Source organism: Bacteroides sp. 43_46 (assembly GCF_001915455.1).
Taxonomy (GTDB): Bacteria; Bacteroidota; Bacteroidia; order Bacteroidales; family Bacteroidaceae; genus Bacteroides; species Bacteroides caccae.
This window is the reverse complement of sequence record NZ_MNQN01000057.1, coordinates 1-14,242: the sequence shown is the minus strand read 5'-3', so window position 1 is coordinate 14,242 and position 14,242 is coordinate 1. Positions and strand designations below refer to the sequence as shown.

Sequence of the window (14,242 nt, the reverse complement as noted above, 5' to 3'; positions counted from 1 at the left end):
CTCTTGTGTGATTACGTGGGAGGGAAATGAAAATCCTGTGGTAGTTCCTGTTCCGGAGAATCGTGTTATAAAGGATCCTATATCGACGATTATTGACCTTCCGGAAGGGAAATATATATTCAATATGATAACGAGGAGTGATACTGGTAAAGAGTCTTTGGTAAGAACTATTGCGGGTGAAGTGTACGGTTCCACTTATCAGGCCAGTCTATCAGCTCAAGGAATTAATTCGATCTCGGCAGATTTGAACGGAGTAACGATTAATTGGGTTCCGTTAGAGGGGTGTACCGGAACTACGTTGACGTATACAAATGATGAGGGAAAGGAGAAAATCATCAAAGTAGATGAAGGGCAAACTTTTACGGTTATACCGGATGCGGTCCTTAAGACATCATTTAAGTTGATATCTACATTTAAGCCGGCTGATGACGCTTTCGATGATATTCCAACTTTGGAAAAAATAATGGATTTTCCTGCTTATTATACCATTTCAAAAGAAGATTGGGATGCGGTTCACGAACAATATGTTGATGCAGACAGAACGGATTGGGGAATCTCGGCTTCGACAGAAGAAAAGGTTGGAGAAAATGATGGTAAATATGGTATTGCCACCTGTATCCTTGACGGAGATCTTGCCAGTTTCTGGCACTCACAATGGAAAGGTGAAGGGGCTAATCCTCCATTGCCACACGAAATCATTATTGATATGAAATCACAACAGGATATTCTTTCGATAGAACTGGCAAGAAGGCAAGGTAACGGAGATACTAAAACTGTTATATTCAGCATAGGTGAAAGTGAAGAACATTGGACAGAATTGGGACAATTGAACTTCCCTAGTGAAAAGGCGACCAATGCCCAAACCCTGCTGTTGCCGGAACCTGTAAGAGGAAGATATATACGTGCTTTGGTTACGGGTAGTAATAATGGTGTAAATGCAAGTATTGCAGAGATAATGTTTACGACAAGTAAGAAATAATATTATTAATAGTGAGTCCGTTGAAGTGACAGAGTTCAATAGATAGCTATATTTCTCACTAAAGAAAGGTTAGAGCCGCTGGAGAATCGGGTTTATGTGAATAAATGCGATTTGATGGCGGCTCTTTATTTAATAATCGAACATAATTCGCTATCTTTGTATAAATATAAAGTAACGCGACAACTTCTTCTTTAATACATATTTGCTTATGAGATTTATTGCTTTATTTATATGCTTGTCAATAGTCGGAATTTCCGGTATTACCCAGGCGCAACAAAAAGATACTATCCGTGTTTCAAACTTCGGAGCACATCCGTATACATATGAAAATTGTGTGACCTGTTTGCAGAAAGCTATTAGTGAATGTAAGCGAAGTGGTGCTCGCGTGCTCTCTTTTGAGAAAGGGCGTTATGATATCTGGCCCGAAGGTGCTATCCGGCGGAAATATTTTATATCGAATACATCGACCGAACAAGAGTGTCCTTCCAAAGTGAAAACTATCGGTCTGCTGTTTGAAGATATGAAAGATCTGACGATTGAGGGAAACGGAGCAACGCTGATGTTTCACGGAAAAATGACGACTATCGCTCTCGAACGTTGTAAGAATCTGGTGTTTAAAGATTTGCATATTGATTTTGAACGTCCTGCCGGTTCGGAAATGACATTTGCCCGTGTGGAAGATGATGAGGTGGAAGTTGTTGTACATCGTGACACACGTTATGAAATAGTGAATGGGCGGATGAGCCTCTTTGGTGAGGGTTGGCGTTCAAACAAGAATCATTGTATAGAATATAGTCCTGTTGATAGTACTTTCCGTTATAGTCAGGGGTGGAATGTGCTTGCTGCTGCGGAGGCGGAAGGGGTGGCCCCGAATGTAGTACGTTTCCATGTCCCGGAAGGATTTCGCCCGAAAGTGGGGAATACTTTGACAATTCGTGACATTATTCGTGACCAGGTGGGATGGTTTATTTTCGAAAGCCGGGATATTACACTTAACCGGGTGCAGATGCACTATATGCATGGGCTTGGTATAGTAAGTCAATACACTCGTAATATTACCATGGATAAAGTGAAATGTATGCCGCGCGAAGGCAGTGGCAGGTTGTTGGCAGCTTCTGCGGATATGATGCACTTTTCCGGATGTAGTGGAAAGGTGAAGATAGTTGGTTGTTATTTTGCGGGTGCACAGGATGATCCGATAAATGTGCACGGTACTAACTTGCGTGCCGTTGAGAAAATAAACACCCGTACTTTGAATTTGCGTTTCATGCATGGACAGAGCTATGGGTATAACGCTTACTTTGAGGGGGATACGGTCGCTTTTGTCAAGGCGTCTACTATGGAACGTTTTGCATCTGCGCAAGTGGTTGCTGTGAAACGGTTGACAGACCGTATTGTTCAAGTCACCTTCAATCGGGATATTCCCGGTGAATTGGAACTGAATCACGATTGTGTGGAGAATATCAGTTGCACGCCCGAAGTGGAAATTCGTCATTGTTATTTTACGAGGACAAGTACGCGGGGTACCTTAATGACTACTCCCCGAAAAGTAGTGATTGCAGATAATACTTATTATAAAACGGGCATGAGCGCTATCCTGATAGAAGGAGATGCCGAAGGCTGGTATGAATCGGGACCGGTGAATGATGTTTTGATTCAGAACAATATATTTATCGGCTGTGCGTATAGTGGAGGACCTGAAAATGCAGTCATTGCGTTGCACCCTTCTAATACGGTGGTGGATGCGGAACGTCCGGTGCATAGAAATGTGCGTATCATAGGTAATACGTTTCGTACATTTGGGAATCCGGTGTTATACGCCAAAAGTACGAAGGATTTGATTTTTAAAGAGAATCATGTAGAATGTACTTCTTCGGACGATTTTCGTCAAAAGCCTTTGTTTATTTTAAATGGTTGTAAAGGTGTTGTAATCAGAGAGAATAAGCTGGAGGAGGTTTGTGATAAAAAAATGGAATTTAGACAGATGAAAAAGAAATATATCAAGGTTGATTTTTAACCCCAAAAAATAAATACTATGACAATGAAGAAACTTTATTCATTTTTTATCAGTACTTTACTTGTCTCCTCTGCAGTTTGTGCCGGAGGGACAGATTATACAAAAGGACTTGCTATTTGGTTTGATGCTCCGAATACTTTGCAAGGACATGCCGTATGGTATGGTGGCAGACCGGATATGTGGAAAGGTGAAAATAAACCGGAAACCGCCGGTGATACAGCCCGTAATCCGGATGCTGCATGGGAGTCACAATCATTGCCTATTGGAAATGGCAGTATAGGGGCGAATATTATGGGATCGGTCGAAGCTGAACGGATTACTTTTAATGAAAAGACACTTTGGCGGGGTGGTCCTAACACAGCGAAAGGAGCGGATTACTACTGGAATGTCAATAAACAGTCAGCGCATATCCTTGATGAAATACGTAAAGCATTTACGGAAGGAGACCAAGTTAAAGCGGAGAGGCTGACGAGACAGAATTTTAATAGTGAAGTACCTTATGAGGGCAGCAGGGAAAAGCCTTTCCGTTTCGGTAGTTTTACGACTATGGGAGAGTTTTATGTGGAGACCGGGCTGAATATTATTGGTATGAGTGATTATAAGCGTATTCTTTCTTTGGACTCTGCTATGGCTGTAGTGCAGTTTAAAAAAGACGATGTAGCGTACCAACGGAATTATTTTATTTCTTATCCTGCTAATGTGCTGGTCATGCGTTTCAGTGCCGACCGGCCGGGCAAGCAGAACCTGATATTCAGTTATGCTCCTAATCCGGTATCGACAGGTAGTATGGTGGCTCAAGGTGATAATGGCTTGGTTTATTCGGCTGCGCTGGATAATAATGGAATGAAATATGTAGTCCGTATCCAAGCGGAGACTAAAGGTGGAACATTGGTCAATAGAAATGGGAAACTCACCGTGAAGGGAGCGGATGAAGTTGTCTTTTATGTCACTGCGGATACTGACTATAAGGCTAACTTTGCTCCAGACTTTAAGAATCCGAAAACGTATGTCGGGGTCAATCCTGTCGAAACAACGGGCCAATGGCTGGCTAATGCGGTGGCCAAAGGTTATTCGGCTCTGTTGAATGAGCATTATCAGGATTACGCTGCTTTATTCAATCGGGTGAAGTTGAATCTGAATCCAACGGTAAAGACCGGTAATTTACCGACCGGGCAGCGGTTGAAAAATTATCGGAAAGGGCAGCCGGACTATTATCTGGAGGAACTTTATTTTCAATTCGGCCGTTATCTTCTGATTGCAAGTTCTCGTCCGGGCAATATGCCGGCCAACCTGCAAGGTATCTGGCATAATAACGTTGATGGGCCTTGGCGTGTTGATTATCATAATAACATAAATATTCAGATGAATTATTGGCCTGCCTGTTCTACGAATTTGGAGGAATGCATGTTGCCGTTAATTGATTTTATCCGCACATTAGTGAAGCCGGGTGAAAAGACGGCTCAGTCTTATTTTGGTGCGAGGGGCTGGACTGCATCTATTTCTGCTAATATCTTTGGGTTTACTGCTCCACTGGAAAGTCAAGATATGTCGTGGAACTTTAATCCAATGGCAGGCCCTTGGCTAGCTACGCATATTTGGGAGTATTATGACTATACACGGGATTTGAAATTCTTGAAAGAGACAGGATATGAGTTGATAAAGAGCAGTGCCAATTTTGCAGTTGATTATTTGTGGCATAAGCCGGACGGAACTTATACTGCGGCACCGTCCACTTCACCCGAACATGGCCCTATTGATCAGGGGGCCACATTTGTACACGCCGTTGTGCGTGAAATCCTATTGGATGCCATCAAGGCGAGCGAGGAATTGGGAGTGGATAAGAAAGAACGTAAGGAATGGGAACAGGTGCTTGCCAATCTCGTTCCTTATAAGATCGGCCGTTATGGGCAATTAATGGAATGGTCGGTAGATATTGACGATCCGAAAGATGAACACCGCCATGTAAATCATCTGTTTGGTCTGCATCCGGGACATACGGTTTCTCCTGTCACTACTCCCGAATTGGCTGAAGCTGCCAAAGTAGTATTGGTGCATCGTGGTGACGGGGCTACGGGTTGGAGTATGGGATGGAAGTTGAACCAGTGGGCTCGCTTGCAGGACGGCAATCATGCTTATACCTTATTTGCTAATCTGCTGAAGAACGGTACGCTTGATAATTTATGGGATACGCATCCGCCTTTCCAGATTGATGGAAACTTTGGTGGTACGGCCGGTATTACGGAGATGTTACTGCAAAGTCACATGGGATTTATCCAACTGCTTCCTGCTTTGCCGGATGCATGGAAGGAAGGCTCTGTCCGGGGTATATGTGCGAAAGGAAATTTCGAGGTAGACATGATATGGGAGAACGGACTTTTGAAGGAAGCGACTATCCTGTCAAAGTCGGGTGAAAGATGTATTGTGAAATATGCCGGCAAGACTTTGTCTTTTAAAACTGTAAAAGGACATAGTTATCAACTAAAGTATGATAGCGTGAAGGGGGAATTGCTAAAACGCTGACAGAAAAATGATTGTTACTTATTTGAAACTCTTTTATACATTTGCGAAAATTGGCATGTTCACCATTGGAGGTGGATATGCCATGATTCCGTTGATAGAACGGGAGATAGTCAAGAAAAAGTGGATGAGTAAAGAGGAATTTATGGAAATGTTTGCCTTGACCCAGTCATTGCCCGGTGTTTTCGCAGTAAACATATCTATTTTTGTAGGTTATAAACTTCATAAGGTGATTGGTAGCCTGGTGTGCGCACTGGCTACCATATTGCCTTCTTTTGTTATTATGATGTTGATTGCGATGTTCTTTGCCCGTTTTCAGGATAATGAGGTGATGATCCGTATCTTTAACGGAATACGGCCGGCAGTGGTGGCATTGATTTTATTCCCTTGCATATCTGCGGTTAGGGCATTGAAGCTGAAATATATACAGTTGATGGCCCCCCTCATTGCTACTGTGTTGATCTGGCAATTCGGACTTTCTCCTATTTATGTAGTATTGGCGGGAATTGCGGGCGGACTGGTTTATACTTTATGGTTGAAAGATAAGATTAAAGATATAAAGGCATGATATATTTACAATTACTTTGGGTGTATCTGAAGATCGGTACGTTTGGCTTCGGAGGTGGCTATGCTATGCTTTCCCTTATTCAACACGAAATTGTGGATATTCATCATTGGCTGACTCCCCAGCAATTTACGGATGTAGTGGCGATTTCGCAAATGACACCGGGTCCGATTGGAATTAATAGTGCTACTTACGTGGGATATGCAGTTACACAAAGTGTATGGGGAGCGGTGCTTGCTACTGTGGCAGTTTGTTTGCCTTCTTTTATTTTAGTATTGCTCATTTCTTATTTCTTTGCCAAATGCAAAGATAATAAGTATATCAAGGCGGCGATGTCGGGGCTGCTTCCTATGTCTGTGGCATTGATTGCTTCGGCAGCCTTACTGATGATGAACAAAGATAACTTTATTGATTATAAAAGTATTGGGATTTTTGTCGGTGCTTTTCTGATTACATGGAAATGGGAGCTACATCCTATTCTGCTGATCTGTCTTGCTGGTGTAGTGGGAGTGTTGTTGTATTAAAAAAGCTTATTAAAAAGTTCTTTATTACTAGTCTATTCTTTCTTTGTCTATTTTTGTGAAGTTGGATAAAAATCACACTATGGTATATTTGGACGCTGATAAACAGACTTATGCGGATTTGAACGTTACAGGGAATGTGTATGGTGAGCAGGCGCTTTGTTCTTTGTTTTTAAAAGCAGAAACGAAGAAAGGAAAGTCGCTGATGCTGGATTGGATTATGCATCCGTTGAGTGATTGGGAAGAGATTTGTAAACGTCAGGAAGCTATCGCCTGGGATTTCTTGCCGGAACTTCCTTTAAATGAGGAAGAACTGGACTTTATTGAATATTATCTGGAATATCGCGAACAGATAAGGGGAGCAAATATATTACTTTCATGTGCGACGATTATTGATCGTCTTGTACGATATGATCCGAACCGGTATGTGGTTTCCCGAGGAGTGAAATTGGTTTTTCTCATGTTGCACCGTTTGGAGAAATGGACTATTGCAGCAGGGGGGAATATGCCACAACTTTTAAAAGAAACAGCTGATAAGGTACAGGAACTTTTGCATGGAAGTGAATTAGAGGAAGTTCTGCAACAAACTTTAGATGAAAAGGCACGCTTGTCGAATTATGCCATAGATAAATATGATTATTTATTTCGTTGTACACGGTTATTGTCCATAAGGGAGTTGTTGTCTGTTGTCTACATGTTTGATGTTTGCAGGACGGCGCATCGGGTAGCGAAGGCAAAGAATTTCTGTTTCACTCCGACCATGGTGCAGACAATGGAGTTCTCTGTTGAAGGTATTGTACATCCTTTTGTGGAAAATGCGCAAAAGAATAATTGGGAAATGTCCTGTGGGAATATATGTCTTTTTACAGGTTCCAACATGGCGGGAAAATCGACAACTTTGAAGACTTTGGCGCTGGCTGTCTGGTTAGCTCATTGCGGTCTGCCCGTTCCGGTTAAGTCAATGATTTGTCCTGTTTATGAGGGGATATATACATCTATCAACTTGCCTGATTCTTTGCGGGACGGGCGAAGTCATTTTATGGCGGAAGTGCTTCGTATTAAGGAAGTTCTACAAAAGGCGGGAACCGGAAAGAAATGCCTGGTCATTCTGGATGAGATGTTTCGGGGGACTAATGCTAAAGATGCATTTGAGGCTTCCGTTGCGGTAAATGAATTATTGAAGGAGTATTCCAATTGTCATTTTCTTATTTCGACTCATATTCTGGAATATGCAAAGGCATTTGAACTAGATCCTTTCTGTTGTTTCTATTATATGGAAGCGGAAATCAAAGATGATAATTTTGTATGTCCACATCGGTTGCAGAAAGGTATTTCAGAAGCTAGAGTCGGCTATTGGGTTGTGCGGAAGTTACTGAATATGGTTGAGCTGAAAAAATAAGAAAAGCCCGCTAAAGATTCTTCTCCAACGGGCTTTCTTGTTTTATCTAAAGTGAATTGTTTTAGATCTTGTTCGCACGTTTGCGCTCTATTTCGTCCAAAATGACTTTACGCATACGCATTGCTTTCGGGGTTACTTCTACATATTCGTCTTCCTTGATGTACTCCAATGCTTCTTCGAGTGAGAACTGAACGGGAGGAATCAGACGAACTTTATCGTCCGAACCGGAAGCACGCATATTGGTCAACTTCTTTGATTTGGTAACGTTGATAACCAAGTCATTGTCGTGAGAGTGTTCACCTACCACCTGTCCTGCATAGACTTCATCCTGCGGGAAGATAAAGAATTTACCGCGATCCTGCAATTTGTCGATAGCATAAGCAAAAGCGGTTCCGCTTTCCATGGCAATCATAGAACCATTGGTACGACGTTCGATTTCTCCTTTGTATGGCTGGTATTCTTTAAAACGGTGTGCCATAATAGCTTCACCGGCAGAGGCGGTCAGCACATTGGTACGAAGACCGATGATCCCACGTGAAGGCATATCAAATTCGAGATTGATACGTTCGCCCGTATTTTCCATTTTGACCATTTCACCTTTACGGCGGGTTACCATATCAATAATCTTACTGGAATATTCTTCCGGTACGTTGATTGTCAGTTCTTCAATCGGTTCGCATTTTACACCGTCTATTTCTCTGTAGATAACCTGTGGCTGACCTACCTGCAATTCGTATCCTTCGCGGCGCATTGTTTCAATCAGTACGGAAAGGTGAAGTACACCACGGCCGGAAACAATCCATTTACCATCCTCTTCACTCTTCTTTACGCGAAGAGCCAGATTCTTGTCGAGTTCCCTCATCAAACGGTCATGGATGTGGCGTGAAGTTACAAACTTGCCGTCTTTTCCGAAGAACGGAGAGTCGTTGATAGCAAATAACATACTCATTGTCGGCTCGTCGATTGCAATAGGTGGCAATGCCTCCGGATTTTCGAAGTCACAAACAGTATCTCCGATTTCAAATCCGTCGATACCTACCAATGCACAAATATCTCCAGAAGAAACTTCACTTGTTTTCACACGGCCTAGACCTTCGAATACATGAAGTTCTTTAATTTTACTTTTAAGCATATCACCGTTGCGCTTTACAAGCGTTACGTTCATACCTTCTTTTAATGTACCGCGATGCACACGACCTACGGCGATACGTCCGGTATAAGAAGAATAATCCAGAGAAGTAATCAACATCTGCGGAGTACCTTCTAACTGTGTCGGAGCCGGAATGTTCTCGATGATACAATCCAGTAGCGGAGTGATCGTTTCAGTCGGCTTCTGCCAATCGGTGCTCATCCAGTTGTTCTTGGCAGAACCATAGATAACGGGGAAATCCAACTGATCTTCCGTAGCGTTGAGGCTGAACATCAAGTCGAAAACCATTTCGTATACTTCTTCCGGACGGCAGTTCGGCTTATCTACCTTATTGACTACTACAATCGGTTTCAAACCAATTTCCAATGCTTTTTGCAGCACGAAACGAGTCTGGGGCATCGGACCTTCAAATGCGTCGACCAGCAGAATACAACCATCGGCCATATTCAATACGCGTTCAACTTCACCACCGAAGTCACTGTGTCCCGGAGTATCAATAATATTAATTTTAGTACCGTTGTAGTTAATGGAAACGTTCTTGGAAAGAATCGTTATACCACGTTCGCGCTCCAAGTCGTTGTTATCCAAGATAAGTTCACCACTATTTTGATTGTTGCGGAACAAATTTCCGGCCAACAGCATTTTGTCAACCAGCGTTGTTTTTTCCCATGGTCAACATGGGCAATGATTGCAATGTTTCGAATATTTTGCATATAATACCTATTATTTGGCTGCAAAGGTACGAAAATAGGATTAGAAATATATGCTATACTCGCATTTTTTTCTTGTAAAACGTTGTGGGATATAAAGATAATGCCTATCTTTGCACGCTCAAAAGAATATTTACTATATCAAAATTCTAAAAATTATGTATTTAGACGCTGCTAAAAAGCAAGAAATCTTCGGAAAGTACGGGAAGTCTAACACTGATACTGGCTCAACTGAGGCGCAGATAGCTTTGTTTTCCTACCGTATTTCTCGTCTGACTGAGCACATGAAGCTCAACAGAAAAGATTATAGTACAGAGAGAGCCTTAACAATGTTGGTAGCTAAACGTCGTCGTTTGCTCGATTACTTGAAAGCTAAAGATATCACAAGATATCGTGCTATTGTTAAAGAACTCGGTTTGCGTAAGTAATCTACTTGCCGCGAAAAAATTGAAGAAGCCGTTTCTCATTATGAGGAACGGCTTTTTAGTTTCTCCCTTTTTCTATCGGATAGTCATATTTTCTTTGGTTATAATTGTGCTCATCTAAAGATTTTGTTATTTTTGCAACTTAATTATTATAATTTATCACCTTTGACAACTAAAATGCTTACAATATGGATACAAGTAAAATTGTAGGAGAGAAAATTAAGTCACTCCGCGAAGATAAATCAATAACCATAGAAGAATTGGCGCAGCGTTCTGGTTTGGCTATGGAACAGATTGAGCGTATCGAAAATAATATCGATATCCCTTCTCTTGCTCCGTTGATTAAGATTGCTCGTGTATTGGGTGTACGGCTGGGGACTTTCTTGGACGATCAGGACGAAGTGGGACCGGTGGTATGCCGTAAGAAAGAGGCAAAAGACGCTATCAGCTTCTCCAATAATGCGATTCACTCACGCAAACATATGGAATACCATTCTTTGTCCAAATCGAAAGCCGACCGTCACATGGAGCCATTCATCATTGATGTAATGCCAACTGAAGATACCGACTTTGTTCTTTCTTCTCATGAGGGAGAGGAGTTTATCATGGTTATGGAGGGTATCATGGAAATCAGTTATGGAAAGAATACATACCTTCTGGAAGAAGGCGATAGTATTTATTATGACTCTATCGTTCCTCACCATGTACATGCTTACGAGGGACAGGCTGCAAAGATTCTGGCAGTAGTTTATACACCGATTTGATGTTATGTAAGAACCAAGATTTAAGTATATCGTATGCAATTATTTGACCGTACTTTGGGACAGTGGCTGGAACACTGGGCTGAAGAGACTCCTGATAAGGAATATATCGTATATTCCGACCGCAATCTTCGATTTACCTGGAGCCAATTGAATCGTCGCGTAGATGATATGGCGAAAGGACTTATCGCCATTGGCGTGGAACGAGGCACCCACGTAGGTATCTGGGCTGCTAATGTTCCCGATTGGCTTACATTGCTTTATGCTTGTGCTAAGATTGGTGCCGTATATGTCACTGTGAACACGAACTATAAACAGTCAGAGTTGGAATATCTTTGCCGGAACTCGGATATGCACACACTTTGTATCGTAAATGGCGAGAAAGATAGTGATTTTGTACAAATGACGTATACTATGCTTCCCGAATTGAAAACTTGCGAACGCGGGTATTTGAAAAGCGAACGTTTCCCATATATGAAAAATGTAGTATATGTCGGACAGGAGAAACATCGCGGAATGTATAACACGGCGGAAATCCTGTTGCTGGGAAATAATATCGAGGATAGTTGCCTAAATGAACTTAAAAGTAAAGTTGACTGTCACGATGTGGTAAATATGCAATATACATCAGGAACTACCGGTTTTCCGAAAGGGGTAATGCTTACACATTATAATATAGCTAACAATGGTTTCCTGACCGGTGAGCACATGAAGTTTACGGCAGATGATAAACTTTGTTGCTGTGTTCCGTTGTTCCATTGTTTCGGGGTTGTATTGGCCACCATGAACTGCCTGACTCATGGTTGCACGCAGGTAATGGTAGAGCGTTTTGATCCGTTGGTTGTGCTGGCTTCCATTCATAAAGAGCGTTGTACGGCGCTTTATGGAGTGCCTACTATGTTTATTGCCGAGTTGCATCATCCGATGTTCGACTTGTTTGATATGTCTTGTCTTCGTACAGGTATTATGGCAGGCTCTCTGTGTCCTGTTGAATTGATGAAACAGGTTGAGGAGAAGATGTATATGAAGGTGACCAGTGTATATGGTCTGACGGAAACGGCTCCCGGCATGACTGCCACCCGTATTGACGATTCATTTGATGTGCGTTGTAACACGGTTGGGCGCGATTTCGAATTTACGGAAGTGAAAGTCATTGATCCGGAAACAGGTGAGGAATGTCCGGTGGGTGTACAGGGAGAAATGTGCAACCGTGGATATAACACGATGAAGGGGTATTATAAGAACCCGGAAGCTACGGCGGAAGTGCTTGATAAAAATAACTTCTTACACTCCGGCGATTTGGGTATTAAGGACGAAAACGGCAATTACCGCATCACCGGACGTATCAAGGATATGATTATTCGCGGTGGCGAAAATATTTATCCGCGTGAGATAGAAGAATTCCTTTATAAACTTGATGGAGTGAAGGATGTACAGGTTGCAGGTATTCCTTCTAAGAAGTATGGTGAGGCTGTTGGAGCGTTCATCATTTTACAGGAAGGTGTCACGATACAGGCGGAGGATGTACGTGACTTTTGCAGAAACAAGATTTCCCGTTACAAAATACCGAAATATATTTTCTTTGTGGACGAGTTTCCGATGACAGGTAGCGGAAAGATTCAGAAGTTCAGATTGAAAGATCTCGGTCTGAAACTTTGTAAGGAACAGGGAATTGAAATAATTTAGAGATCTTATAATTTAAGTCTTTATAGTTTAGACACACAAAAGTTTTTCATTATAAAAAACAGTGAACGGTGAACAAACTGTATTTAGGTTACAGGGAGTTCACCGTTTGCTATTTATATTGTTACCTTTATTCTGTTCTAATCAAATTTCTGCTATCGTGTAATTCTAAATAAAGTCGTCACCGAGTTGCATTTGGGCATCATTTACATATTTACGAATGGCATGTTCTTCATCCTTACGACAGATTAACAGCACGTTATTCGACTCAGCAATCAGGTATCCTTCCAAACCGTCGATTACGGCAAGTTTTCCTTTCGGAAGTACTACCATATTATCTTTGCTGTTATAGATAAGCGAATGGCATTTCAGAGTGACATTGCCATCCTGATCTCTTTCCGATAAATCGTAGAGTGATCCCCACGTTCCGAGATCCGACCAGCCGAAGTCTCCTAGAGATACATATACATTGTCTGCTTTTTCCATAATGCCGAAGTCGATAGATACATTGGGGCATGCGGGGAAGTTTTCTTCGATAAATGCTTTTTCCTTCTCGGTGGCATAGATGTCTTTTCCCGGCGCTAATTTTGAAGCCAGTTCAGGTAGCAGATATTCGCAGGCTTTGATGATTGTATTTACGTTCCACATAAATAGACCGGAATTCCAATAAAACTCTCCACTTTCTACAAATACCTGGGCTAATTCCAGCTCCGGCTTTTCTGTGAATGTTTTCACTCTGTAGAAATTTTCTCCGGCAGGTTCGTCTATTTGTATATATCCATACCCTGTCTCTGGACGATTCGGCTTGATACCCAGTGTCAATAGTTTTTCGGAACGCGATACGAAGTTCAGCCCTTTTTCAATGGCAGCGAGAAATTCGTCTTCTTTCAGAATTAAATGATCGGAAGGAGCGACTACGACATTAGCGTTTGGATTTAATGCGCGAATGTGGTAGGAAGCCCATGCTATACAAGGAGCGGTGTTCCGTCTTGCCGGTTCCAGCAGAATCTGATCTTCGTTTGCTTCAGGTAATTGTTCTTTCACTAAGTCCGCATACATTGCATTGGTGACAATGAAAATATTTTCTGTTGGAATAACTTTTTGGAAGCGGTCAAAAGTTTGTTGTAAAAGTGAACGCCCGGTCCCGAAGAAATCTAAAAACTGTTTGGGGAGTGTTTTACGGCTAAACGGCCAAAAACGGCTTCCGATACCCCCACCCATAATCACGCAATAATTATTCATGTTTGTCATGATAGTGACTCTATTTTAAATGTTTTTGCTAATGTACGGTTTATTCTCTGAATAGAGAAGTGTTTAAGATATGTTTTATTATTTTTTTCTCCTTTTTTTTGCCAAACTATTGTGAATTCAAAATAATGTCGTATCTTTGCACCGCAATTGAGAAATCAAGCACGCGCCCAGATGGCGGAATCGGTAGACGCGCTGGTCTCAAACACCAGTGGATTCACTTCCATCCCGGTTCGACCCCGGGTCTGGGTACTGAAGCGGAGAAAG

Annotated in this window: 10 protein-coding genes, 1 tRNA gene and 1 pseudogene; 10 read left to right on the top strand and 2 right to left on the bottom strand. The window is 42.0% G+C overall.

Going from position 1 to position 14,242, the window contains the following annotated elements:
* The 6 genes from BHV72_RS05875 to BHV72_RS05850 all read left to right on the top strand — a co-directional run.
* The coding region (locus BHV72_RS05875; protein WP_286855122.1) for a DUF4998 domain-containing protein at positions 1-979 on the top strand (979 nt) is incomplete at its 5' end.
* 208 nt (positions 980-1,187) lie between these two features.
* Positions 1,188-2,996, top strand: coding sequence for a right-handed parallel beta-helix repeat-containing protein (locus BHV72_RS05870; RefSeq protein WP_286855120.1), 1,809 nt, complete (start codon positions 1,188-1,190; stop codon positions 2,994-2,996).
* 24 nt (positions 2,997-3,020) lie between these two features.
* Positions 3,021-5,516, top strand: a complete 2,496-nt coding sequence (locus tag BHV72_RS05865) for a glycosyl hydrolase family 95 catalytic domain-containing protein (protein WP_032855006.1) — start codon at positions 3,021-3,023, stop codon at positions 5,514-5,516.
* Between the two features lie 7 nt (positions 5,517-5,523).
* Positions 5,524-6,081, top strand: coding sequence for a chromate transporter (locus BHV72_RS05860; protein ID WP_005675325.1), 558 nt, complete (start codon positions 5,524-5,526; stop codon positions 6,079-6,081).
* The gene (locus BHV72_RS05855) at positions 6,078-6,602 is read left to right on the top strand and encodes a chromate transporter (RefSeq protein WP_005675327.1); all 525 of its coding nucleotides are present in this window, start codon (positions 6,078-6,080) and stop codon (positions 6,600-6,602) included. Before BHV72_RS05860 ends, BHV72_RS05855 begins: the two co-directional genes overlap by 4 nt.
* 79 nt (positions 6,603-6,681) lie before the next feature.
* A complete protein-coding gene (locus BHV72_RS05850; protein WP_286855118.1) occupies positions 6,682-7,998 on the top strand; it encodes a MutS-related protein in 1,317 nt (438 codons plus the stop codon).
* A 61-nt stretch (positions 7,999-8,059) separates the two neighbouring features.
* Here the strand turns inward: BHV72_RS05850 and typA are convergent.
* Positions 8,060-9,861 (bottom strand): annotated as a pseudogene (typA, locus tag BHV72_RS05845) (translational GTPase TypA).
* Positions 9,862-10,016: 155 nt separating this feature from the next.
* Here typA and rpsO point away from each other — a divergent pair.
* The 3 genes from rpsO to BHV72_RS05830 all read left to right on the top strand — a co-directional run bounded on the left by rpsO (position 10,017) and on the right by BHV72_RS05830 (position 12,730).
* Positions 10,017-10,286, top strand: a complete 270-nt coding sequence (gene rpsO / locus BHV72_RS05840; protein WP_005675330.1) for a 30S ribosomal protein S15 — start codon at positions 10,017-10,019, stop codon at positions 10,284-10,286.
* A gap of 185 nt (positions 10,287-10,471) precedes the next feature.
* Positions 10,472-11,047, top strand: a complete 576-nt coding sequence (locus BHV72_RS05835) for a helix-turn-helix domain-containing protein (RefSeq protein WP_005675332.1) — start codon at positions 10,472-10,474, stop codon at positions 11,045-11,047.
* A gap of 33 nt (positions 11,048-11,080) precedes the next feature.
* A complete protein-coding gene (locus BHV72_RS05830; RefSeq protein ID WP_149928230.1) occupies positions 11,081-12,730 on the top strand; it encodes an AMP-binding protein in 1,650 nt (549 codons plus the stop codon).
* Positions 12,731-12,895: 165 nt separating this feature from the next.
* On the opposite strand, the gene BHV72_RS05825 is transcribed toward BHV72_RS05830, so the two are convergent.
* On the bottom strand, positions 12,896-13,978 hold the full coding sequence (locus BHV72_RS05825; RefSeq protein ID WP_286855116.1) for a mannose-1-phosphate guanylyltransferase: 1,083 nt from the start codon (positions 13,976-13,978) through the stop codon (positions 12,896-12,898).
* Between the two features lie 165 nt (positions 13,979-14,143).
* Between BHV72_RS05825 and BHV72_RS05820 the strand changes: the two genes are divergently transcribed.
* Positions 14,144-14,227 (top strand) — tRNA-Leu (locus BHV72_RS05820).
* The last annotated feature ends 15 nt before the right edge of the window (positions 14,228-14,242 follow it).

Excerpts from the sequence above, each read along its gene's own strand:
- BHV72_RS05870 (WP_286855120.1), top strand. The coding sequence starts at position 1,188 with ATGAGATTTATTGCTTTATTTATATGCTTGTCAATAGTCGGAATTTCC.
- BHV72_RS05855 (WP_005675327.1), top strand. The coding sequence starts at position 6,078 with ATGATATATTTACAATTACTTTGGGTGTATCTGAAGATCGGTACGTTT.
- BHV72_RS05865 (WP_032855006.1), top strand. The coding sequence starts at position 3,021 with ATGAAGAAACTTTATTCATTTTTTATCAGTACTTTACTTGTCTCCTCT.
- BHV72_RS05850 (WP_286855118.1), top strand. The coding sequence starts at position 6,682 with ATGGTATATTTGGACGCTGATAAACAGACTTATGCGGATTTGAACGTT.
- rpsO (WP_005675330.1), top strand. The coding sequence starts at position 10,017 with ATGTATTTAGACGCTGCTAAAAAGCAAGAAATCTTCGGAAAGTACGGG.
- BHV72_RS05860 (WP_005675325.1), top strand. The coding sequence starts at position 5,524 with ATGATTGTTACTTATTTGAAACTCTTTTATACATTTGCGAAAATTGGC.
- BHV72_RS05825 (WP_286855116.1), bottom strand. The coding sequence starts at position 13,978 with ATGACAAACATGAATAATTATTGCGTGATTATGGGTGGGGGTATCGGA.
- BHV72_RS05835 (WP_005675332.1), top strand. The coding sequence starts at position 10,472 with ATGGATACAAGTAAAATTGTAGGAGAGAAAATTAAGTCACTCCGCGAA.
- BHV72_RS05830 (WP_149928230.1), top strand. The coding sequence starts at position 11,081 with ATGCAATTATTTGACCGTACTTTGGGACAGTGGCTGGAACACTGGGCT.